Origin of the sequence: Flammeovirga aprica JL-4, assembly GCF_012844305.1 — a bacterium.
Classification (GTDB): Bacteria; Bacteroidota; Bacteroidia; order Cytophagales; family Flammeovirgaceae; genus Flammeovirga; species Flammeovirga aprica.
Genome location: NZ_JABANE010000024.1, coordinates 1 through 24,212, shown reverse-complemented (window position 1 = coordinate 24,212; position 24,212 = coordinate 1). Strand labels below are relative to the sequence as shown.

The following is a 24,212-nucleotide window of genomic DNA, read 5'->3' as shown; positions in this document are numbered from 1 at the left end:
TCTACATTTGTAACATCAACAAATCGAAAAAGTATGTTTACAAGTAGAAAATTACACAAAATACTATCTGCTTTGCTAATCACGGTTGTTTTACCAATTAGTATAAAAGCACAAAATGTAAAAGGGCTTACAGTGCATGAGTCACAAGATTCTGCACCTGCTCAACTCAACTTTAGAGAAAATAATTTACAGGATGCTCCCAACATTGTATTAATCCTTTTGGATGACGTTGGGTATGCTCAAATGGGACATATGGGTGGTCAAATCGAAACACCTGCATTTGATGAAATCGCAAATAAAGGTTTGACGTATTCAAGATTCCATACTACTGCACTTTGTTCTCCTACAAGAGCGGCATTATTATCTGGAAGAAATCATCATAAAGCAGAAACAGGAGCTATTATGGAAATTGGTACAGGTAATGATGGTTATACGATGAAAATGCCTAAAGAAACAGGAACGTTTGCCAAAGTACTTCAAGAAAAAGGGTATTCCACTTCTTGGTATGGTAAAAATCACAATGTTCCTGACTGGGAGGCTTCGTTTACAGGTCCTTTTGACCGATGGCCAAATGATTTAGGTTTTGATTATTTCTACGGTTTCCTTGGTGGCGACACAGATCAATTCCACCCTGCCCTTGTTGAAGATAGAAAAAGAATTACAGCACCTGAAACAAATGCAGACGGTTCAAAATATCATATTACTACTGATATGGCAGACAAAGCCATCAACTATATTCAGTCTGTAAATGCTGTTGCTCCTGATAAGCCTTTCTTAGTATACTTCTCTCCAGGTGCCGTTCATGCTCCTCACCAAGCTCCTGCTGAGTATATTGAAAAATACAAAGGAAAATTCGATCAAGGTTGGGACGTATATCGTGAACAGGCTTTCAATAATATGAAAGACAAAGGTATTATTCCTGCCGATGCTACTTTGACGCCTCGTCCAGATGCATTACCTGCTTGGGATTCATTAAATGAAGAACAAAAAATGGTATATGCTAGAATGATGGAAGTGTTTGCTGGATTTACAGAGCATACGGATACACAAATCAAACGTCTTTATGATGCGGTAGATGAAATGGGAAAATTGGATAATACCATCTTTATCTACATTGCAGGTGACAACGGTGCTTCTGCTGAGGGTGGTCAAGAAGGTTTATTGAACGAAATGGCATTCTTTAACGGTATTCCTGAGAAATGGGAAGACAAAGTGGAAGCCGTAAAAACAAATCGTTTAGGTTCTGAAGATTACTTCAATCATATGCCGGCTGCTTGGGCTTGGGCAGTCAACTCTCCTTACCAATGGACCAAACAAGTAGCCTCTCACTTAGGTGGTGTACGTAATGCAATGGCTATTTCTTATCCTAAAGGAATTAAAGGCGAAGGTGAGGTAAGAACACAATTCTCTCACGTTACGGATATCGCTCCTACGATCTTGGAGTTAGCAGGTTTTGAAATGCCTGAAACTATTGATGGAGCACACCAAGAACCAATTGACGGTACTTCTTTGGCTTATTCATTTAATAATGAAACAGCACCAGAAGAGCACACTACACAGTATTTTGAGATTTTGGGTAACATCGGAATCTATCATGACGGATGGTGGGCTGGTGCAATGAGAAACATCCCTTGGGAATCGAACTCTACTGCACAAATTGAAATCACTGATTACAAATGGGAGTTATACAACCTTAGTAATGATTTCTCCCAAGGGGAAAACCTTGCTGAAGAAATGCCTGAAAAATTGGAGTATATGAAATATCTATTCTTTGCTGAAGCAGCAAAAGGAAATGCTTTACCAATTGATGACAGAAGAACGGAGCGATTCAGATCGTCATTCAGACCTTCATTAACTGCTGGGTTGACTACATTTACTTATCCAAATGGGTTGAGAATTCCTGAAGGTGCAACGCCATTTACTAAATTCCAATCTCACTCATTGGAAGCCAACTTAGAAGGGTATAAAAAAGGTGATCAAGGTGTATTAATTACACAAGGTGGTCGTTTTGCAGGTTTTGTATTAAGAGTAGACAAAAGTGGTAATGCTTACTACGAATACTGTAATTCAGTCGATAAATATTCTATCAAATCTTCTGCTAAGGTTCCTAGCGGTACAAAGACTATCAAAGCAACAGTGATTATGGATGAGAAAAAACCATACACTCCTGCTACCATCACACTTTATGCTGATGGAAAAGAAATCGGAAAAGGAAGAGTTGAAAAAACGGTAGCTAACCTTTATTCTCTAGACGAGACATTGGATGTTGGTAAAGATTCTGGAACTGCGGTTACAGATAAATATAAGGTAAAAAACTCAAAATATACGGGACAACTTAAAAGTGTAACACTAAATTTAATTGAAGAGTATAATACCGTATCGAAGTAATTTTATTTTAAAATAGATTGATTGTTGGATAGCTCAAGGAATGATACCTTGAGCTATTTTTTTTATCATTTAGATTCCAAATCGATATTGCATTCCCATCATTACAAAATCATTTCCATTCCCTTTTCCAAACTCTCCTCTTAACGTGAAATTTTGATTGACTTCATAATTAAACCCAAACTGAACACTCCAGTGATTGATAATATCTTTCTGAATACCATAATTCACATCAGAAGAAAGTAACCCTTCTACAGCCGTTCCAATTCCCAACAGTATCTCATTTTGCTTTTCTAGTTTAGCAATTTGAATTTTATCCACTGGGTTATTAGGATTCAAACTTTCAATTTCTTCATTATTGGCTGCAACACGACGATCGATCTCAGGCAAAAGTTCTGCCCCCAAATTCGGCAAGGCCTTTTTTATAGCTATATTACCGTTATTGCCTTTTTGGTTGACAAAACCTCTATACATCCCACCCACATACAAAGCAAGCGTACTTCCATTCTTAAAAAGAATTCTATCACCAACGCGGGCAGAAATAACTGTAAATACAGCAGGTTGTTCAAGTAGTTCAGAGTGAGACCAAGTTATATTCCCATCTACAGAAAAGAAATAATCCTTATAAATTTTACCGACGATCGTAGAACCAAATCCATAAGAATTGGCAGAGAAATCCACAATACTGGTTATTTCTGGTAGAGAAATTACAAGATTCCCCTCATCATCAAACCATCTTGGCTGCAATGAGACTTCAGTTGTACCGGTGCTGTTTGTGTAAATTCCGTAGACATTAAGAAAAGGAAATATCCATACATCACCTCTCAAGTTCATACCATTTGTTCTTGCTATGGTGTTGTTGAAATTTAGATTCTCTAAGGTGACATATTCTGAGATCAATTGATTGAGCGTTGAATTGGGATCATCACCAATAGACATATCAAAGGAACTAATTTCAAGGTCCATTCTATTATATACATAATTGACATTCAAGCCATAAGGCAATTGAATTTTATAACCTTTATCGGCTGCTTTTTTACCCCAAATGGGCATACTGTAAGGCCACTCGTAAGGTTCATTGTTATTTTCTGTCTGAGCATAAGTTGATAATGTGAAGATTGCGAGAAAGACAGTTAATATACTTTTCATAATTAATGGTTTTGAATTGAAGATTTAGATGCTTTAAAATTCAGTGTTAAGGATCAAATTATAATTGGTAAATCACCTATTTCGATAGTAATAGTATTCTACCTAAACATGTAATACATAGTTATTTTTGACTTTTTAAAGATATTGTTTTAATACCTAAAATCATATTTTAAGCTTTGAATCCAATTAAAAATCAACTTCTAACGTTAACATTGTTATTTGAACTTATTTCGAAATCAAAACCATTTCCATTAAGTACTAAATCAAAAAATAAATCATAGTTAATTTTGAATTTGTACTTATCACTCCAGTTTAAGCACCACTATCGTCTTTTCCGGATTTCTTCTGAAGGTCTTCTCCCTAAAAATTGCTTATACACTCTACTGAAATGAGACAAGTCAGTATAGCCTAATTCAATAGCAATCTGTGTGAAATCATGATGTGTTGTTTGTATTCTTCTTTGCCCTTCTAGTACCCTCTGATAATTGAAAAACTGCAGTATCGGCATTTTAAAAACACTCTTAAACCCTCTTTGTAATTTGGATTTACTCATTCCCTTTTCCTCACTTAATTGAGCTACATTTGGCATTTTAGTAAAATCCGCCAAAATCTCATCTTTCAATTGCAACATCACGTCCAAATCATCAGGGTGAATATCATATGCAATATTACTTAACTTATGCACCGTTCCATGTTCCCGTAGCCTTGTAATTATTTCTATAGCCTTGGATAAAAACAGCCCCCTTCTTACTACTTTATCATGCAATGCATTATACATTTCATTAATCAAAACCTCTATATTCAGAAGCATTGGGCTGTAATAAAACCAAGGTTTGGGATTAGAAATTAATTGATAAAAATCTGAAGTTTTATCCGTTCCGAGCAAGTCATATATATCCTTTGGAAAACGAATAAAAAACCAGCTCATCTTGGTATTAGCAGGGTATACAATTTTAAATTTTTGGAGGTTGTTATAAATATAAATACTGTCTTTCTGTTGCTCTTGAGAGTGTTCTTGATTAAAACCACCAATTTTACCGATACGAACACTCACAAACTGACGGTCTGAGACAGGATTATTTTCAAACACCATCTCCTCCTTCATCTCTAATTCTGTAATCCCAACATAAAGACTGTTCATATAACCAAAGGTTACTGATTTTAATTTCCCCAAAGCATTATCAGCCAAAAACTCTTCGCCATCCCAATGACCATTTAGTTTTTGGGCTAAATAACTAAAGAATAAAAGTGGATCAGATTCATCTCCTTTGACTATCATATTTCAAGAGGTCTTTGGTTTAAATTCAAAGACTAATTTAATCGATTATCAATTATGTATCAAAGTAACTGCATTAGAGCATGTTTGGAATATAAATTTTAAGTACAAAAGCCCCTTCTCCAACTCGATTTTAGTTATGAAAAAAGCATCAAAATGAGTACATTTTGATGCTTTTTATTTCATATAAGTACTAAGCCAAAAATAAATGATAATTAATTCTTAGTTATTTTTTGTGAGTACAACGCTCAAAAACGTATAAATAGTGGTTCTATTTAAAGATTTTGAAAGGCAGTAATCGGAAAAAATAATATGAATTAGTGTTATATAATTTTGTCTTAGTACTTATAGTCAATTATTTGCCTACTACTTCAATTTCTCATTCAAAGCATAAGATACTCCTCCGTCTTCATGAATATGAAACTTTGAAGCAAAACTTTCAGAAACGACTCTAATTTGATGAAAGTTTGCATATTCTTCTTCGGAAAGATATTCTTTCTTTTCAATGGTCGCCACCAAACCATTTGCATTCTTCAACTCCCAGTAATATTCTTGATTAGTGTCTATAAAAAACTGAGGAACCCGTAATAACGACCCTACTTTCTTAGGACGGTCATCCGTAATTGATCTTCCAACATAATTCTGCACACAAATTATTTCATTAATATTATGCATTATATCTGTTGCGTTTGGTAGGATTATATATCCATCAATATCCAAAACATCTAAATCATAATCATCTATGACTCCCACTTGGTTTTTATGAAAATATCCCGAATTATCAGTTGTACTTTGAATTTGAAATTCATAGTAATTGATTTTTATTCGAGGGATGTGTCCATCATAATAAAGGAAGGTGATTTCACTATCCCCTACAGGTCTAAAACCATCTTCATCAAAACTGACTGAATGATTGTTGAAGTAGACCTTGTCTTCAATATCTGTAGTTGTTACTGTTTCAATTGAGAAGACTGTGGATATATATCTGAAATAACATATTTTATATGTTCGTCCCAGTGAATGAAATTTCTCTGGGCATATAGTTGCCCCATTATTTTCCGGGTAGTTCTTCTGTCCAACTGTAAAATGCACTTTTCCATACAACATGTTAGCGTCTATGGTAATAGGCTGTGAGGTTGCATTATAAATGGGCAGAATAAAGAGAAATAGAAGATTGATTAGATAGATAGTTCGCGTATTCATTTCATCATTAGTTTTGTTATAATAGTACAACAAAACTATCAATAAGAAACCATCAAAACATGCACTATTTTACCCTATTAGTAATGTATTTTAACTAAAAAAATGGCTATTACGCCTTATATCAAACACGTCCTAAATAGTATCATTACAATAATAATAAAACTGAAAAACAGTAATTACTTAGTTAGATATAATAGAAAAATCGTCTCACCTTAATGATAAAAAACAAAATAAAATGACAAATAAGAGTTCATAATTAATTTGTAATATAAATTTAATACTTAGAATTTCAGTCATTTACATTTATTAAGTTATATTAATTGAATTAGAATTATACAACAATAGCTTTATATTATTACATTTATAGCAAGATATGACAACGAATATTCTATTTTTTTAATTATTTCAAGTAACGCTACAAACAACAATGCTATAAGAATTATATTTTTTCCACTTTTTGTAAAGACATTTTCTAGTAGTCTATAAACATCTAGAAGCTAATAGTACTTTTTCCGATTCAATTTTTTAATACGCTCATTCATGAAATTTGATTTATATAACTTTTTCAGGATTAAAAGCCGTGTGTTTTTAGCCATTATGATCGCATTCATTGCGGTATTTGTATTTTTAGATTTAAAGACAGAAGTAGTAATTCTGGCGATGTTATCATTAATACAGGTGGGTATCGTCTTGTTTGCTTCAAAATCACAACAATGGACATGGATATTGCATGTTCAAATTCTATTACTTACTACAATTGTAACCGTTATCTCCTTTATGGGAGGAGGAATTATATCTCCGGTTATTTTCTTTTACATTCCTACAATGTGTGTTAGTTTCCTATTTTTTGATATCAGAACTGGAGCTATTTACACCTTCTCTATCTTATGCCTTGCAATTGTCTTGGCTTTGACTTCTATCTATCATTTATCACCCTTCCCTCCTCTTGAACTTGCTCCTGTTCATAATAACATCTATCTAACATTAGTTTTGATCGGGTCAAGTACGGACACGCTTTGGACTATTCTTCAATATGAAGGAGCTCGTAATAAGGTAGAACAGGAACTTAAGGGAAATCATGATGAAATCATTCAACAGGAAGAAGAACTTCGTCAACAACAGGAAGAGTTGATTTCTACACGTGAACATGAGCTTGAATTGGCACAAACAAAAACAACTGCATTGGAGGAAGAGCAGCGAAGAATAAAAGCAGAACAAGATCTTTTTGTTATCCAAGAAGCATTGAAATATACCTCTGAAATACAACAAATCACACTTCCTGATAATGATGTATTAAAGGATTATTTCAATGAACATACTTTAATTTATAAGCCCAAAGAATCAATCAGTGGTGATTTTTTCTATGTCAATGATTATAATAAAACCACATTGGTAGTAGTGGGCGACTGTAAAGGACACGCAATAAGTGCCACCTTATTAACGATGGTGATTTCTGGCTATTTTGATTCTTTACAAGAATTGCCTTATTACCCAAGTCTTCTCTTGTATAACTTGCATGATTATTTAATCAGTCAATTCAACAATACCATTGAGGACAAGGAGCAATTCAGACATGAAATCAACTTATCTATCGCTTACTTTCAAGGGAGCCACCTGCTTTATACTTCTGCGAATGGACGATGTATTTTAGTTCAAGAAGGTGAAATTAAAGAGCTCCCTTATACCGATGCTCCTATTGGTGACCGCTTCAATTTGATCAAGAACTTCAAAGATGTAGAATACCCTATCTCTCCTGATGATGTTGTTTTAATGTTTACTGATGGGCTAACAAAAATTGGTGCTACTGAAGACACAAGTGAACTCTTAGAGATCTGTCAGGATTTCTATGGTAAATATGAAAAAGATTGGACTGCAAAAATTCAGAAATACATCGATAAAAACTTTGCTACTGAGCAACAAGATGATATTACTGCATTGGCTTTCAATTTAAACTAGAGAGATAATTAAGAAGAATAACGTAAAATAGTTTTTAGAACACATGCATTCTTCATAAAAAAAGCATCAAAATGGATTTCCACTTTGATGCTTTTTTGTATAAGATTTATAACTAAGTACTAGGACAAAAATAAATGGAACAATAATTACGTGCACCATGACTGAAGTCATGGGCTAGTGATATTGACTCCAACAACACTAAAGTGTTGTCTTCGTTCCCAACCTTCAAGACTTTAGTCTTGATCAGGTTGTCCTATCACCTGCCCATAGTTTTAACTATGGTGCAAGAAACACTCGATCACTTTTGTCCTAGCACTTAAATGCTAATTCGCATATAATTTCTCTCTTAACTCTTTGATTTGCTCAGAGTTGATGTACTCGTCATACGGCATGTGTCTGTCGATGATGCCGTTCGGCGTTAACTCAATTACTCTATTACAAACTGTATGGATTACTTCGTGGTCATGCGATGACATTAACAAGTTACCAGGGAATTTGATCAATGAGTTGTTCAATGCTTGAATCGACTCTAAGTCCAAGTGGTTGGTTGGTGAATCTAAGATCAAGCAGTTGGCATCAGACAACATCATTTTTGACATCATACAACGCATTTTCTCACCACCAGAAAGTACTGATGATTGCTTGAAGATTTCCTCACCTGAGAATAACATTTTACCTAAGTAACCTCTGATAAATGCTTCTGAAGTATCGTGAGAATACTGACCTAACCAGTCTACTAAGTTCAAGTCATTTTCGAAGAATTCACCGTGTTCTAAAGGTAAGTAAGCCGTAGTGATTGTTACACCCCACTTGAATTCACCTTCGAAATCAGTATCATTTTCGTTTAAGATTTCAAATAAAGCCGTCATCGCTCTAGGGTCTCTAGAAATGAAAACGATTTTATCATCTTTCTGCATATTGAATTCAACATCTTTGAAAACTACATCGCCGTCAATTGACTTCGTTAAGCCTTCTACTTCTAAGATGTTGTTACCTGCTTGTCTTTCTGGAGTGAAGATAATACCAGGGTATTTTCTTGATGAAGGCTGAATTTCTTCAACGTTCAATTTCTCCAACATCTTCTTACGAGAAGTTGTTTGTTTTGATTTAGCGGCGTTTGCTGAGAAACGAGCAATGAATTCTTTCAATTCTTTGATTTTCTCTTCAGCTTTCTTGTTTTGCTGTGCTTGCTGACGCGATGCTAATTGTGATGATTGGTACCAGAATGAGTAGTTACCAGAGAACAATGAAATCTTTTGGAAATCAATATCTACGATTTGAGTACAGATTGAATCCAAGAAGTGACGGTCATGGGAAATTACCAATACCGTTCTGTCAAAGTTGGCCAAGTAATCTTCTAACCATGAGATTGTTTCCTGGTCCAAGTCGTTGGTAGGCTCATCAAGTAATAAGTTATCTGGCTTACCGAATAAAGCTTGTGCCAAAAGAACACGTACTTTTTGCTTACCGCTTAAGTTAGCCATTGTAGAGTAATGCAAATCTTCTGAGATAAACAGACCACTTAGTAAGTTGGCTGCATCAGACTCTGCATTCCATCCATCAAGATCCTCAAAACGCTCAGTCAATTCTGAAATACGGATACCATCTTTCTCGTTGAAGTCCTCTTTAGCATAAAGTTCTTCTTGCTCTTTTTTGATCGCCCATAATTCATCATGACCCATCATTACAGTGTCAAGCACAGTACATTCGTCGAACTCGTGGTGATCCTGCTTTAATACAGATAGTCTTTCACCTTTACCGATAGACACACTACCTCTTGTTGGGTCTTGTGCACCATAAAGGGTTTTCATGAAAGTAGATTTACCTGCACCATTCGCTCCGATGATACCGTAGCAGTTACCTTCTGTGAATTTAAGGTTTACGTCTTGGAAGAGCACACGCTTACCAAATTGTACTCCTAAGTTTGAAACTGTAATCATTATTTTGTTATGAGTATTTCTAAATTATGGTGCAAAAGTATGAGAATGTTTTAAGTAGTACAAAGAGATGATATAAATACTTCTGAATGTGGGGGAAATTTCTTGCAGGAAGTGATAAAAATAAAACAATAGCTCCAATGAAAGTCAATATATTTACGGGAGCTATCTGTATTTTGAGCATGTTTTAAATATCTATTTAAGTAAAATTACCCTTCAGAATGTGAGTTTATTAATTTTTTCTAAAAGAGAATTATAATTCTCTAAGAAATAAATTTCCTCACAAGCTAATAAGGAAAACTTTCACTTCTGATATATATATCAAACATGTTCTTAGTCTAACCCATTAGGATCATAACACCAGACCTCGTTGGTCACTTCTACATTATTTTCACTCATTACACATCCACCCAAAAGATATATTTTGCCATCAATAGTAAAAGCTGTGATTCCCATTCCATGTTCTATCATCTCTGTCGTTTTTTTATCTGATTTATGAGTATCACCATCATACATCAACCCAAATGAATTTGTGGGTTCGTAAGTAGTAGAAGAGTTGCCAAAAAAACCGTACATATTATTATTCATTACTACTGAAGCTCCATGAAAACCTGTAAAGCGAGCAGTTAATCCAAAATAAATGTTATCATCGTTTTTTTCACTAAGTGCACCACCTGCTCTTAGAGGAATAATATGTCTTTGATCAATAACAGCCATTTGCATACCTAAATAGTTTAATGAAGGCCCACTGTTACCAACTGTTCTATCATTTAAAAGTGACATCACTTCCCATGTATCTGTCGACTGATGATAAACCCACGCTTCATTATTCTGATGATCGTTGAGAACAGTACTATTCGTTTTTACACCTCTTAAACCATAAGCGAGAAAACCCAGTTTTCTACTTTCATCTGAATAAGCACTTACTGAGTAAGCTGGATGTCCTGGGTAGTTGGTCATTTCTTTCCATGTATTTGATGCAGGATCATATTCGTAAAAATCATTAAAGTTCTTATCTCTATCATTCGGTATATCATTAAACATATAGAAATCATGTGTGCCCAAACCTAAATAAGCTTTATCTCCAATCGTAAATTCAGAAGCTCTAGTCCTGCCTTCTGCTGGGAAGTCTGTTTTCTTTGTCCAAGTATCTGCTGTTGGATCATATTCCCAAATATCCTTTTTAAAACCGCTTTTCTTTGAAGTAGCCCCCAAACCAAAATAACCTTTCCCATTGATAGCAAAAGCAACTCCACCCCACCTTGCTTCACCAGGAAAATCTTTCATTTTAGTAAAGTATCCTTTATGCCTAAATGGAATTGTAAATTCATTAGAATAAGTTTCATTTCTCTTCACCTTTATCTTTAAATCTCTTTCTGGAATATTCAGATAACGGTTTTTATCCCCTATCAGATAATCTTTATAATCAAAACGAATCCTCTCTACTGAATAGTCCACAACATAAAAATTTTCCGGTACTTCCTCATCATTTACAAAAAGACGTATCTTATTTTCGCTATTATTAACCAAACCTTTTCCATAAATAGAAACCGAATATCCTTGTTCTGTAAGCGTAGATAATGACAACGAATCAATTTTCACATAAGGAATTTCATACGGTTCTCCCAATAAAAATTCATGGCCATGTACTACTAATTTCAGTTGTAAAAACCTTTCATCTATCCTTCCAGGTATGATACACTCAATCCTAGTATTAGTTTGTTTAATCTTATACTCATCTGAGATTTCTTTGTTATTTGCAAAAAGCTTTGTCGTACGGTTTTTGGTTCCGAAATTTTCACCTTCTATTATTACAGTCTCTCCTCCATAAATTTTCTCTGGGGAAAATGAAAAGACCTCAGGCTTATTATAATCAAAATACACCCTATTCGATTCATACATACCTCCATTAAGCAAGTAGAAATATGAACCTGTTTGATCTATTTCATCTGTCTCCATAATTCCCTGGTATTTACCTTCATGGTCTATATCGCGATCGAAAAACTTATTTCCTCTCATCAATACTATTTCATCTAACCCTGCTTTATAATTTACCTCTAAAGAATCTCCCCAGCTATAAGATGATTTATTTAAACTCTCTATCTCTGAAAAATAAATAGCTCGATAGGGATTGACTATTGTATCTGTATAATAAACTTGTTTATCAGTTCTCACGAAACCTAAAGAATAGATCTCATTATCCATTACAAAATCATGTTTTTTGCTCAACATATACATTTGAATTGGGTAACCAGAAGTGGTATCAAGTGTCACTTTTAAGCTTTCTTCTATATTAAAATTTTTATCCTGAGAAAAAAGTACCCCTACTTCCTTTACTTCTCTTTGAAACTCATCATTTATTTCGAATAATACATGAACCGTATCTTTTGATATACGATTAATACCATAATGTTTAAAATTTGTAGGAATAACTTCCTCAACCTTATCTTCTTCTTTCTCTTCTTCTAATATTTCATTGTCATCTTTGGAACATGAAAAAATAATAACCATAAGTATAAAAAAGAGAAACCTTCTGGTGAACTGTTTTGATAAAAATGTCAGCATTATTTTTTTATTATTTTATATTGTTTAGTCACGTTGTCACTTGTTGCTTTAAGGAAATAAACACCTCTTTGAAGGTGGCTCAGATCAATTGAACTGTAATTTTTAGAAGAATATACAAGCTGTCCATTAACAGTATAGATATCAATCACCTTAAAATGAGGATCGATTGATATGCGATCCTTGAATGGGTTTGGAAAAGGTGAAAAAGTGGAAAATAAAGACCTTTCGACATCATTTACAATATCTTTCTCTAAACGCAGTCGATCAGATTTTAATTGAATTGATAAGTTATCCTCATTTAGTAACTTGAGAGATAAATAATGAGAATGCTCTGTTGTTATTTCATTTTTATCAAGAACAACGTAAGGCGTTTTGGTCTCAATTATTCTCAAAGTGGAAGAACCTATTTCGTATTTCCATCTGAAAATTGTTTTAGGGTCGAATTGATATCCTTCCTCAATTTTTATAGTATCACCCACTTGAATAAGGTGAAAGGCATCACCGTCCAACTGCATCTCTTTTATTGAGCTATTTACATGCCTTGTATTCAACTTATTTAATTCATGAAAAGTGAGTTTATTTCTATAAAAATCAATATTAGTCAGGTTGTTGTAAGTAGCAAGAAGAGGTGGTATTTCTTTTAATTTAGAATACCTAGATGTAATCGTTTCTAACCTCACACAATATTTTATGCCTTCAGGAATTCGTTTGAGTTTTCCATCGTTATCATTAATTGAAAAAGTAAAAAGATACTTCTGGTTATTAATAACATATTCATGTCGGTTTACATATAAAGCTGCGTTTGAATATTTAAATAGATTTTCAAGGTTATCGCTCCCAAGTTCCTCCATCAATGTTTGACAGTAAGCATATTCAAGTACTGGCATATAATCTGTAAAAATAGGCTCAGAAAAAGAATTAAGACTTTCTAAATACAACGTATCTTTATCAACAGTCAAATCTATTGTTCTGATATTGTATGTATTATTCTCATTTAATTCGTAGGAAGCGTTGTTGTCCTTTTTGGTCACAAATAGAATTTCTGACTGTTTTACATATTCAGGTATTGAGAAATACCAATTGTTATGTGCTTTATCATAGGCCAAAGGAATGGCACCTTCATTAATGATTCCTTCAGCAAACAAGGTATCAGGATCCATTACTGATCTTGGAATAATTATAGTTTTTTCAATCCCGTTATGTAATACCCTTGGAAGAGTGTAATAATATCTATCTGACTTTGTATGTTTGACATTAAAACTAAACGCCTCCCCAATGTTAGCGTTGCTCTTTTCAATAGACTTATTATACTCAGATGATAATGAAGGGGAGTAATCCCAGTAATATTCAAAAGATTCCTCATCAATATCTAATTGATCACTTACTGAATAAACAAATGTAGAGTCTGAACTATTTTTTCGAATATTATACTCTTCCCAATCCCCTCTCTGACCTCTGAAACTAATAGCGTCAAAAAAAGGGAGGTCCTGATTCTCTTCATAAATACGTTTATAGGTCGAAGGCTTTATCTTACATCTGTACAAATTTATCTGATAAGAACTTAATTTATGAGTAATAACTGGAGATATGTCAGTAATCGATTGATAAGACATATGTAAATGATGTAAATGATTAAAATCAGCGATAAATGAAGGCAAATCACCGTGAAATTTGTCATAATTTTCTGGCAAAGAATTAAATCCAATTCCATAAACATCTTTGTAAATTCTTCCATCACCTCCTTCAAAGTCTGTAAACTCAAGGGCAGTCCAATTACTCAGGTCTTCCTTTGAGAACCAATTATCAAAAATAGAATATTCTGATAAGCCAAAATGAGAGTATAATCGTTTTAGTCTACGGTAAGAAGATAAATGCAAATCACCAACATATGTAAGTGTATCAGACCAGCCTTGAATAGATGCCACAAAAACAGTATCACTATTTGACACACCCTCTTTTATTAGAAATCTTTCAAAAAGATTTCCTTCTTGATTGACTTCTTCCTTGATTGTGTTTTGATCAAGGTACAGCACAAAACTATAAGTATCCGTTTGTTTTAAAGTTGAATAGCGGAAGTAATAATGATTCGTTTTTTCATCATATTCTCCTTTGACAACACTTGCATCAAAATCTCCGCTTAACTTAAGTTCACCAAGATCATTCGTAAATTCATTAGCAGGAAGGCCCACAATTACTTGGGGAATTCTCATTTTCTCATCTTCAGAAGCCACTACAATTTTCGTTCTGTATTTATGGTGTAAAGATACACTAAGATCATAGCCTGAGTTGACTACATTCATAGGTATTCTTACCATGTTTGTATCTGTAGTTGCTCTAAAATAACTACTTTTAGCTGTTCTCCATGAATACATCGTTTTATCCGGATCGGCAAACTTTGGATCTACGATAGCAATTAAATGTAAACTATCATAATCAAATTTATAACTGATAGCTCCTGAAAGATTTTTCTGATTACTCATCGTAATTAAAATCCTATTGACATCTTTTTCAGAATTTGCAACAAAAGTTTCATAATCTTTTAAGTCCAAGGCATTATATGATACATCGAAATAATACAATTCTGGCATTTTATAAGTCTCTTTCGGTATTTCCGTAAGATTTTGATGCAACAATGATAATTTTATCAGCTCTACTGCATTTTCTAAAAAACTATAGTTTTCTACCGTAGAATTATTGATGATCAAGTTTTTCAATGACTTTGGCAAATCACCCTCAATACTTCCTATCCTAGAATTCCAGATGTTGAGTGTTTCTAGATTTTCAAGGTGAGTTAACTTATTACTTAGAAATATTGATCCATCAGCACCGTCAAATGTTAAACTCTGTAAAGACGGCAGAGCAGGTAATTTCTGAATACAGTTACCATTAAATGTTATATCTGTAAATGTTATTGATTCTAATTTAGATAAAGTCTCAAAAGCATTTCCATCAATATCTCCTAACGCTAAAGAAGATAAATTAACTGTTTTTAGATGTGGCAAGTATTTAATATAGTCACCTAATACCAAATAGGAAACTTTCCCCCCTATTGGCAGTTTAAGGTTATCTGTTTTTGTGTACTCATGACCATAAATGTCTTTTTCCTCAAAATTATCATTAAGATATTCTCTTCCTAAATCTTTGTTCAAATCTCCTGATGAGCTAGCTCTAAGTTTATCCCATGCTCTCAATTCCAAAGGAGGTACATTTAGTTTGTTTTCGTTAGAATTGTTCCATTCAAAATTATCTGAAGAAAAAGATGATGAAGAAGTACTTACAGTTAAAAATTGGGATATTTCTCTTCGATAATTATCCTTGAAATACATAAAAGCAATATCAAAATTATCAAAAGTGGGTTCAACCCAACACTCATAACCATTGTCTGTTTTTTCCATTCTTACAAAAGGATCTTCAAAAGGACCAGATACATAAAAATATGGGTCTATTAAGTTTTGAATATCAATTGTAGTTGTGAGAGTAATTTTATAAGGCAATCTTTGTTTATGCTTCTTGGTGGTAAGCACCACACCATAATCACTGTTGGATATCTCACAATAATAATCTACTCCTAAATTTTCCTCATAGTTGTAAGTGATACTTTCAGTAGCTAACTCAATTAACTGACCATTTTTATACCACTTGTATTGTGAATTTTCTCCTCCAATTTTTGAAGAAAGTGTTATTTGCTTATTGACAATGTCATAAGTAGCAAACAAAGCCCTTTCTTCATTAAAGTCATCATAGATAGAATACAATTTAATATCCTCACGTTCATCAATATTTGAAAGGTGTATATTATCATAATCTTCAAATGATAAAAGGTTATTTTGTAAATCTAGCCGTTCTAAATAAGCCCATTGCCCTGTTTGCATTTCAGGAAGATAGCTGATCCTATTTCCATATAGGTTTAAAGAATATAAACCTTCAATCGTATAAATTGATTTTGGAATAGAAAAAATATCATTTCTCTGAAGAGTTAAGTTATGAAGAGTTTTGATATCAGCTATTGAAGAAGGGATATGACCTCTAACATTATTAGAATAGAACGCTATTGTGGATACTGCTTGATAAGATTCACCATTTTCTCCTATAAAAGTTGACAGTTCTACTCCATACCACTCTGATACGTCAAGATCTGATTTCCAATTCTCGTTTCTTTTCCAATGATCTCCTCCTAGACTATCATAAAATTCTATGAGTGCCTTGTATTGTAGAATGGGTACACCATGTGAAAATTCCTCAGCCTGAGCTAAAGAAGACAATACTACAAAGTAAAATAACAGTAATAGTTTGCTACGCATATTTAGTTAAAGTTGTTGTTTAGTTAAATAAAAGGTGATACTATTCAGTGTCTTATAGCTTAATTTTCAAGAAGTCCAAATGCAGTAATATAGACTACTTGATGAAGTTAAAAATTGAAGAATTTTGTAAATACCCAAAAGCATTATTTTAATTCAAATCTAAAGTATTTCGTAGTTAAATACCAATTTGATAAGAATAATATTAACTCTACCTTTGCTCCATGAATGACCAAATTGCCGTACTTCTCAAAAAGTACAAAGACCTGTCAAAGGAATCAGAACACGAGGCTGCTGCAAAAATTGCGAAAGAATATATCTCAGGAAAATATAGAGAAAGAGTAATTGAGGCCGCTTTTGAAATGCTCAATGAGGCAGATAAATACGATGAAGACCATCCACTTGGAGGGTATTATTATGTGATTTATGAGATGCTTCATGCGGGGGCTTACCTTCTAGCGAAAGAAGATAAAAGCTAAGAATCAAAAAGATAAGACAAAAAATAAGGCTACCTTTATAAAAGTGTAGCCTATTTTTGATTGATAATTAGGTATATATATTTCTTAGTTTTACAATTAATTATTTCCATTTTTAAATTCAGTTATTAGTCGTTTGACAATAAAAAACCTTACAGAAAAAATTATTATTTTTTTATCACTTCCTTAATTTTTTCTTTTTTCTCCTCTGTCAACTTCAATTCTTCATCTGTTTTAGAGTTGAAAAAGTGCATTAAAGTGTGATCTAGCTCTTCAGATAGTCGTTCGTATTTTTTGCATTTTGAACATAAAAATACATGTATATCTAGCGAGAATTTCTCTTTCTTCGTAAGGCCGAAGATGTCTTTCTTCTCGATTAATTCAGTGGCTTTTTTGCAAGATATTAACATAATTCTTAAGGGTTATTCCTGAAACCAATTGTGCTCAATACAGTTTCTTAAATTTAACTTTGCTCGGTGAACGATCTGCCAATAATTGGACGTTGTGATCGAAAGTTCCTTACATATATCACCAGCTTTTTTGTCGGTAAGGTATTTGCCGACAACTGCAGTCTTCCATTTCTGTGGCAGTTTGTCCAAACAAGACGCTAAGGCATCATTAAAGCCTGGGTTATCCAGCAAGGTCACATCCATTGTGGACCAAAGTGTTGGGTTATTGTGTTTATCCCATGATTCATTCTTCTGAAAAAATGCAGATTGATTCTCATATTTTTCTTTCACCTTTTCTTTTCTAAAGTGATCCAGCATTTTGTGTTTCAAAATAGAATGAAGCCATGTTTTGGGAGAACTTTCCCCTTTGTAACGTTCTATTGATTGGTAAGCTGCAACAAAAGTATCTTGAACCAAATCTTCTGACAAATGTACATTTTGAGTCCTTTTTAAAGCCCATGCATACAATTCATCAGAATACTCATTTACCCATTCTGTAACGTTGTCAACAGTGTCCATAAATAAATGGTTTATGTAATAAAAAGTTTCAGTTCATCTAATATTGCACTTTCTTTTTTTCTTTTAATACAAAATTTCTTTTTCCTTTAATTTTTATACCCTTTACTAATCATCCAGCTCAAACTCCTTCATTTCTTCAGGTGTCATTTTGTGGCAAGTAGTCAAGTGGTCACAAATCTCTTTAATCACAAAGTCGGTTTCTTCTTTAGTCAGTTTGCCTGCTTTGAAAAACAACACCTCCCCTGTTTTATCCACCAGCAATATTGTAATCGCATTATTACAACTTCCTGTATTCCACTCTTTCTGCAGTGTACCTTTCGGATCCGTCAAAACCAGTGCATTTGCTTCTCTTTTGGATCGTTTCCGAAGCATTCTCAACATAAACCGAATAATGGGATTAGGTAACGGTGTATCTTTTAAATTGACAATACCATAAGCTAGAAATTCATCCAAAGGGAACTTCCATTGCTTACTTTCAGTGACAAACTCATCATTTTGATGGGGATTATCTGGGTCAGGATAAAAAATCAGCAATACCTTTTCTCCAATTCCGGGAGTGACATAAGGTTTATTTTTCAGATCTCTTAATTCTATTGGAAAAATCGTATCTCCTCTCTGCAAAAAACGTTGGCCTTCATTATCCTGAGCGAAAATATGATTTGCCAATAAAAAAAAGACTGTAAATGTGAAATATTTCATTATTAAAAAATAAACCTATACTAAGTAAACAATCAAAAAGCTGAATTGTTTTTTATTGTTGTTATATGTTATAACTTATAAGTACTTAGAGCATGTTTGAAATATCTCATTTAGTAAAAATTCCAAACATGCTTTTAAACGAAAATGAAAAGATTATTATAGCTTTTCTTCTTTCCATGTACTTATATGTCAAAATGTAGTTCAAACACACCTATACTGTGCGTTTAAAGAATACAAATTATTATGAAATTTGACCAACAAACAATTAAAAACACTTTTATTCTTCTCAGAATTCCTTTTTCAATTTATTTGATGCCTGTTTATTTTTTTGCTGTCAGCCAAACTGAAGAGATTAACTGGACCAACGCAAGTATTGTTTTTCTCATACTGCACCTTTTGGTTTACCCTGCAAGCAATGGATACAATAGTTATATGGATAGAGATACGGAAAGTATTGGCGGTATTGAGAAGCCTCCCCTGCCCAGCAACTTACTTTTCTGGTTTACGTTGGCCATGGATTTTATGGCGGTGAACATCTCCTTGTTTTTATTGAATACTAAATTCACCATCCTTATGGTGGCTTATATTTTAATGTCGAGGGCCTATAGTTATAAAGGCATCCGTTTGAAGAAATATCCTATTCCGGGCTTCCTTACCGTATTTATTTTTCAAGGCTTTGTTACCTTCTGGATGGTCAGCGAAGGCATCAGCACAACAGCTTTTGATTTTTTCTCCACCGATTTGATCTACCCTGCCATTGCTACCTCATTTATGATTGGCGGAGCTTACCCTATGTCACAGATTTATCAGCACAAGCAGGATGCTGAAAGTGGAGATCAAAGCATCAGTATGCTATTAGGAATAAAGGGAACATTTTATTTCGGTATGGTACTTTTCGGTATCGCAGGCGGGCTTTTATTTTATTATTTTGAAATCCTGCAACAAGGCTCTTTCCTTACTTACATCCTTTTCTTGTTACCGCTTTTACTTTGGTTTCAAATATGGATGATACGCACTTTTAAAGACGAAAATGAAGCAAGTTTTCATAACTTAATGCGAATGAATAATATATCTGCCTTTTGTATGAACTTTTGTTACATATTTTTTGCAATTCAAAACCATCTTGACTTTTCTTTGTTCTAATAACATTCTCTCTTAACACTCTAAAGTTTAAACATGACCTATATTCATCAAATCTCAACAGCATTACCAGAAACAAAATATGACCAAAAAGACATTTTGGAATTTATGCAATCCACTTTAAAGGAGGAGGAACATAGAGAGAAAAAATTAATGAGTTTGATATCCAAAAACAGTGGCATTGACACAAGGCATTCCGTTATCAAAAACTTATATGATTATTTTTTAGAGGGAGAAACGCCTCAGATTGAAAACAGAATGTCGCTTTTTGATCAAGAGGCTTTAAAACTTGGTGTGGAAGCCGTGAGAAAATGTGTTTCTGAAAGCAGACTTCAAGAAATTACACACATTATTACTGTCTCATGCACAGGGTTATCAGCACCCGGTCTTGAAATTGCCTTGATGAAAGAATTAGACCTTCCTTCCAATATCATCAGAACAACCGTCAACTTTATGGGCTGTTACGCCGCTTTCCATGGATTGAGAATTGGTGATCAAATCTGCAAAAGCAATCCAAATGCAAGGGTGTTAATCGTTGACGTTGAACTTTGTTCTATTCACTTCCAAAATGAAAAAGACGATGATAATATTCTCGCCAATACTTTGTTTGCAGATGGTGCTGCCGCAGTTTATATGTCGAATGATGATACGATTCCTTCTCTTTATGAGGTGGGTGAGTTTTTCTCTAAACTACTTTTAAGCGGAGAACAAGACATGGCTTGGAAACTGAGTACTACAGGTTTTCAAATGAGATTGAGTAATTATATTCCCAAGCTGATTGAAAGTGAAATAGCCAATATGTTATCCGAGGCGGTCGCACAGACAGGCTTGGAAGTAGAAAAATTACAGTGGGCATTTCATCCTGGTGGTGTGAGAATCCTGAAAGCGATCGGCAATGTACTTGAGATTCCGAAAGAGGAGATGCAAGCTTCTTATGATACACTAGCAGGGCATGGAAACATGTCATCAGTCACTATTCTTTTTGTATTGCTATTGATGTCGAAAAACGAGAACAAAGGACCTGTTTTTTCTGCCGGCTTTGGACCCGGTTTGACAATGGAAGCCATGACACTAAACAAACTTTAAAATGATCAACTTAGAAGCACGTTCCAATGAACTAGAACTACTTGACCAACCTCTCATCCCTACACCCGATTTATATCAAAACCTCAAGGAACTTGATTTTATCAACACCTATTTAGGAGGATATCAGGTGGTTTTTGAGGGGATACAAAAAATTCTTCAAAATTCCTCAAAGGGACAGACTTTAAGAATCCTAGACATCGGAAGCGGTGGTGGAGATACGCTAAAAGCGATTTATGAGGAGTTTCGAGGGGAATATAAATTAGAATTGGTAGGCGTTGACCTGAAAGAAGATTGCATCCAATATGCAACAGAAAACTGCAGAGGTTTGCCGATTCGCTTTGTACAGTCTGATTATAGAGACTATCTCACAGAAAGCACTTCGTTTGACATTATTGTATGCAGTTTATTCTGTCATCATTTGCCTTCTAAAGCACTTTCAGAACTTTTTTCCAACATCAAAAAATACGCATCAAAAGGCTGTATTATGAATGATCTACACCGTCATTTTTTAGCGTATTATAGTATAAAGTGGCTGACTAAAGTATTCTCAAGATCCTACTTGGTAAAGAACGATGCCTGCCTTTCGGTAGCAAGAAGTTTCTCTAAAAAAGACATTCAAGATATTATGGAAAATGCTCAAATTACCGATTACAAATTGTATTGGAAATGGGCTTTCCGCTGGCTATTAATTTTTTAAGTAATGTATGATGTTTGTATAATCGGCGGTGGATTAGGGGGGCTTTCCCTAAGTATTCAAATGGCAGATTTTGGCTGGAAAGTTTTGCTGCTGGAAAAGAAAAACTATCCCTTTCATAGAGTCTGCGGTGAGTACGTCGCCACAGAATCTTGGGATTTCCTAAGACGGATTGGTGTAGATGACAAAGCACTACAACTGCCACAAATCAACCACCTCCTTGTCAGTGCTCCTAATGGCAATTACCTGGAAAGTCCGCTGACCACTGGAGGTATTGGTATCAGTCGCTATTTACTAGACAATACATTATATAAAATAGCCCTAGAGAAAGGAGTAACAGTACTGACTAAAACCACCGTTCAAGCTATTTACGAGATTAATGAAGCCTGGGAAATCACCACTCAAAAAGAGACCTATCAATCAAAAAGCGTAGTGGGAGCCTTCGGAAAGCGCTCCAATCTCGATCAGAAATTGAACCGTTCTTATATCAAACAGAGTAAATCAAGACTCAATAATTTTGTAGCCGTCAAATACCATCTAACGGGTGATTTTGACAAGACGAAAATTGAGTTGCATAACTTTGAAGGGGGCTATTGCGGTCTTTCGAAAGTAGAAAATGATGTGCTCTGTATGTGTTATATGGTCAGTGGAAAGGTATTCCATCGCGAAGGAAGTATTGAAGCATTAGAAAAAAACGTCCTTCAAAAAAATCCTTTTCTCAAAAAATATCTCACTTACACCCGACTTTGGGATAGACCTTTAAGCATTGCTCAAATCGATTTCTCTAAAAAGGAACTTATAGAAAACAACATTCCCATGATTGGTGACGCCTCCGGCATTATTCCTCCCCTTTCTGGCAATGGCATGAGTATGTCAATGCACGCAAGTGTCATCATCGCCCCACTTCTAGATGCATTTTTAAATCACGAAATCACATGGAACAAATTGAATCAGGAATATGCAAAACAATGGAAAGCCAGCTTCCACACAAGGCTTAAAGCAGGGCGATTATTACAACAGTCTTTTGGTAAAAATTTCATTACCAATATCGTTATACAAGTTTTGAAAGGTTCGGATACTGCCACAAAAAAGATTATTGCCGCCACACACGGGGAAGTGTTTTAGATCAGAATTTTGATGATACGTCTCTACATAGCGGTAAAACTTTTAAGAATAGGACTAACATAAGGAATTAGACAAGTGAAAGCGTTGTAATTAAAGTCTTTTTATTAATTACACTGTAAACTGAATTACCGTCAACTTTCAATCGGTTTTTCTACAAGCTTTTATGTTCTACTTCCAAGCTATCGCCTTCTTCATTTTTGTCTTAACACAAAAACGAAGCAAAAAAGTCAAGGCTTAGAAGTCAAAAGCTAAATTCCATTTCTATCGCCTAAATGATTTTAAACTCGCTAAAGCTCAAACAAGAAAATCATTTTTAACGGCTCAATACATGAAATTCTTAACTCTTTTCCATTCAAGGCCGGGGGAGCACTACCCAATGAATAGAATAGAGTAGAAAGCTCACTGGCGCGAATGTTAAGCGTCATTCGTGCCTTTCAGATCATCAGAAATTTCCTGATTTCTAAATACTTTAATTTAGTTTACAATGTATTAATTACTAAAACAGTCATAAAGACGAATAGACTTACCTCCCTTATAAGGTGACACTCTTCACCCTTAATAGGTACACCTCTTTACCCTTTACATGTCGTGATCCCTTCCCTTATAAGGGTGAACACCTCACCTTTAGAAGGGTGACGATCTCAGTCAGTCCCAAGTGAGGCTTAAGGTTTTGTAGTCTGAATAGTGGGGAAGGTTTACTTATTATTCTCTGTTTTTTCCTTAAGTACTAAGACAAAAATAAATAATACGAATTCATATTATTTTTGGTTTAATACTTAAATGAAATATGAACAGTTTTTTCATTAAAATATTCACAAACAAAAATTTGATTTTTCAAGTTGGTTATAAAGTATTTACCACTAATACTATCGTAATTAACACTAGCTTTTTCTTTTAAAAATTTCTTATCAAGCAAACTATCAATTATATGTTCTGGATTTCCGTAAAGACTTATTAATCTCTCCTTCTTAATGTATATTGAATCATTACTTGTATAAAAAGGATAAGTTGTAATTTGCCAAGTATTCTTAGTATCATCTTTTTGCTTTAAATAAATATTGTAATCCTCATTTTTAATAAAACCATTCTAAGTATATGACAAAAAAATGACTCTCCATGAAATTGATTAAATTTGAATTTCGACATACAAAATTTATCAATTATGGAAAGTCAACACGAATATACGAAATTGTTTGAAAAAATAAATTCACAGATCAAAATCAACAAAGCTAGATTAGATTGTTTGACATATCTA

16 protein-coding genes are annotated in these 24,212 nt (G+C 34.0%); 7 read left to right on the top strand and 9 right to left on the bottom strand.

Going from position 1 to position 24,212, the window contains the following annotated elements; all coding sequences use genetic code 11:
* The first annotated feature begins 33 nt into the window (after window positions 1-33).
* Window positions 34-2,388 carry an arylsulfatase gene (locus tag HHU12_RS10840; protein ID WP_169656761.1) on the top strand — a complete coding sequence of 785 codons (2,355 nt, stop codon included), beginning with the start codon at window positions 34-36 and terminating at the stop codon, window positions 2,386-2,388.
* Between the two features lie 69 nt (window positions 2,389-2,457).
* Here the strand turns inward: HHU12_RS10840 and HHU12_RS10835 are convergent, their stop codons facing one another.
* The 3 genes from HHU12_RS10835 to HHU12_RS10825 form a co-directional block, all read right to left on the bottom strand.
* A complete protein-coding gene (locus HHU12_RS10835; RefSeq protein WP_169656760.1) occupies window positions 2,458-3,534 on the bottom strand; it encodes a hypothetical protein in 1,077 nt (358 codons plus the stop codon).
* Between the two features lie 322 nt (window positions 3,535-3,856).
* Complete coding sequence (locus HHU12_RS10830) at window positions 3,857-4,813, bottom strand: helix-turn-helix domain-containing protein (protein WP_169656759.1); 957 nt, start codon at window positions 4,811-4,813, stop codon at window positions 3,857-3,859.
* 363 nt (window positions 4,814-5,176) lie between these two features.
* On the bottom strand, window positions 5,177-6,013 hold the full coding sequence (locus HHU12_RS10825) for a hypothetical protein (protein WP_169656758.1): 837 nt from the start codon (window positions 6,011-6,013) through the stop codon (window positions 5,177-5,179).
* A 540-nt stretch (window positions 6,014-6,553) separates the two neighbouring features.
* Here HHU12_RS10825 and HHU12_RS10820 point away from each other — a divergent pair.
* On the top strand, window positions 6,554-7,969 hold the full coding sequence (locus tag HHU12_RS10820) for a PP2C family protein-serine/threonine phosphatase (RefSeq protein WP_169656757.1): 1,416 nt from the start codon (window positions 6,554-6,556) through the stop codon (window positions 7,967-7,969).
* A 323-nt stretch (window positions 7,970-8,292) separates the two neighbouring features.
* Here HHU12_RS10820 and HHU12_RS10815 read toward each other — a convergent pair whose 3' ends face one another.
* The 3 genes from HHU12_RS10815 to HHU12_RS10805 form a co-directional block, all read right to left on the bottom strand.
* Complete coding sequence (locus tag HHU12_RS10815) at window positions 8,293-9,909, bottom strand: ABC-F family ATP-binding cassette domain-containing protein (protein ID WP_169656756.1); 1,617 nt, start codon at window positions 9,907-9,909, stop codon at window positions 8,293-8,295.
* Window positions 9,910-10,239: 330 nt separating this feature from the next.
* Window positions 10,240-12,417: an IPT/TIG domain-containing protein gene (locus tag HHU12_RS10810; protein ID WP_169656755.1), complete on the bottom strand. Its 2,178-nt coding sequence runs from the start codon at window positions 12,415-12,417 to the stop codon at window positions 10,240-10,242.
* Between the two features lie 53 nt (window positions 12,418-12,470).
* Entirely contained in the window at window positions 12,471-16,772 is a 4,302-nt protein-coding gene (locus tag HHU12_RS10805) for a T9SS type A sorting domain-containing protein (RefSeq protein WP_169656754.1), read from the bottom strand.
* A 221-nt stretch (window positions 16,773-16,993) separates the two neighbouring features.
* Here HHU12_RS10805 and HHU12_RS10800 point away from each other — a divergent pair, with 221 nt between their 5' ends.
* Window positions 16,994-17,248 carry a hypothetical protein gene (locus HHU12_RS10800; RefSeq protein WP_169656753.1) on the top strand — a complete coding sequence of 85 codons (255 nt, stop codon included), beginning with the start codon at window positions 16,994-16,996 and terminating at the stop codon, window positions 17,246-17,248.
* A 164-nt stretch (window positions 17,249-17,412) separates the two neighbouring features.
* Here the strand turns inward: HHU12_RS10800 and HHU12_RS10795 are convergent, their stop codons facing one another.
* The 3 genes from HHU12_RS10795 to HHU12_RS10785 form a co-directional block, all read right to left on the bottom strand.
* Entirely contained in the window at window positions 17,413-17,655 is a 243-nt protein-coding gene (locus HHU12_RS10795; RefSeq protein ID WP_169656752.1) for a hypothetical protein, read from the bottom strand.
* Between the two features lie 12 nt (window positions 17,656-17,667).
* A complete protein-coding gene (locus HHU12_RS10790) occupies window positions 17,668-18,213 on the bottom strand; it encodes a sigma-70 family RNA polymerase sigma factor (RefSeq protein ID WP_169656751.1) in 546 nt (181 codons plus the stop codon).
* Window positions 18,214-18,318: 105 nt separating this feature from the next.
* Entirely contained in the window at window positions 18,319-18,912 is a 594-nt protein-coding gene (locus tag HHU12_RS10785; protein WP_169656750.1) for a YtfJ family protein, read from the bottom strand.
* Between the two features lie 243 nt (window positions 18,913-19,155).
* Between HHU12_RS10785 and HHU12_RS10780 the strand changes: the two genes are divergently transcribed.
* From HHU12_RS10780 to HHU12_RS10765, 4 genes are read left to right on the top strand one after another with little or no spacing between them, the layout of a single operon-like run.
* Entirely contained in the window at window positions 19,156-20,055 is a 900-nt protein-coding gene (locus HHU12_RS10780) for a UbiA family prenyltransferase (RefSeq protein ID WP_169656749.1), read from the top strand.
* A 33-nt stretch (window positions 20,056-20,088) separates the two neighbouring features.
* Window positions 20,089-21,138, top strand: a complete 1,050-nt coding sequence (locus HHU12_RS10775) for a type III polyketide synthase (protein WP_169656748.1) — start codon at window positions 20,089-20,091, stop codon at window positions 21,136-21,138.
* Between the two features lies 1 nt (window position 21,139).
* Window positions 21,140-21,835 (top strand): methyltransferase domain-containing protein, encoded by a 696-nt coding sequence (locus tag HHU12_RS10770; RefSeq protein WP_205959855.1) that lies wholly within the window; start codon window positions 21,140-21,142, stop codon window positions 21,833-21,835.
* Window positions 21,836-21,838: 3 nt separating this feature from the next.
* Window positions 21,839-22,957: an NAD(P)/FAD-dependent oxidoreductase gene (locus HHU12_RS10765; RefSeq protein WP_169656747.1), complete on the top strand. Its 1,119-nt coding sequence runs from the start codon at window positions 21,839-21,841 to the stop codon at window positions 22,955-22,957.
* Window positions 22,958-24,212 lie beyond the last annotated feature (1,255 nt).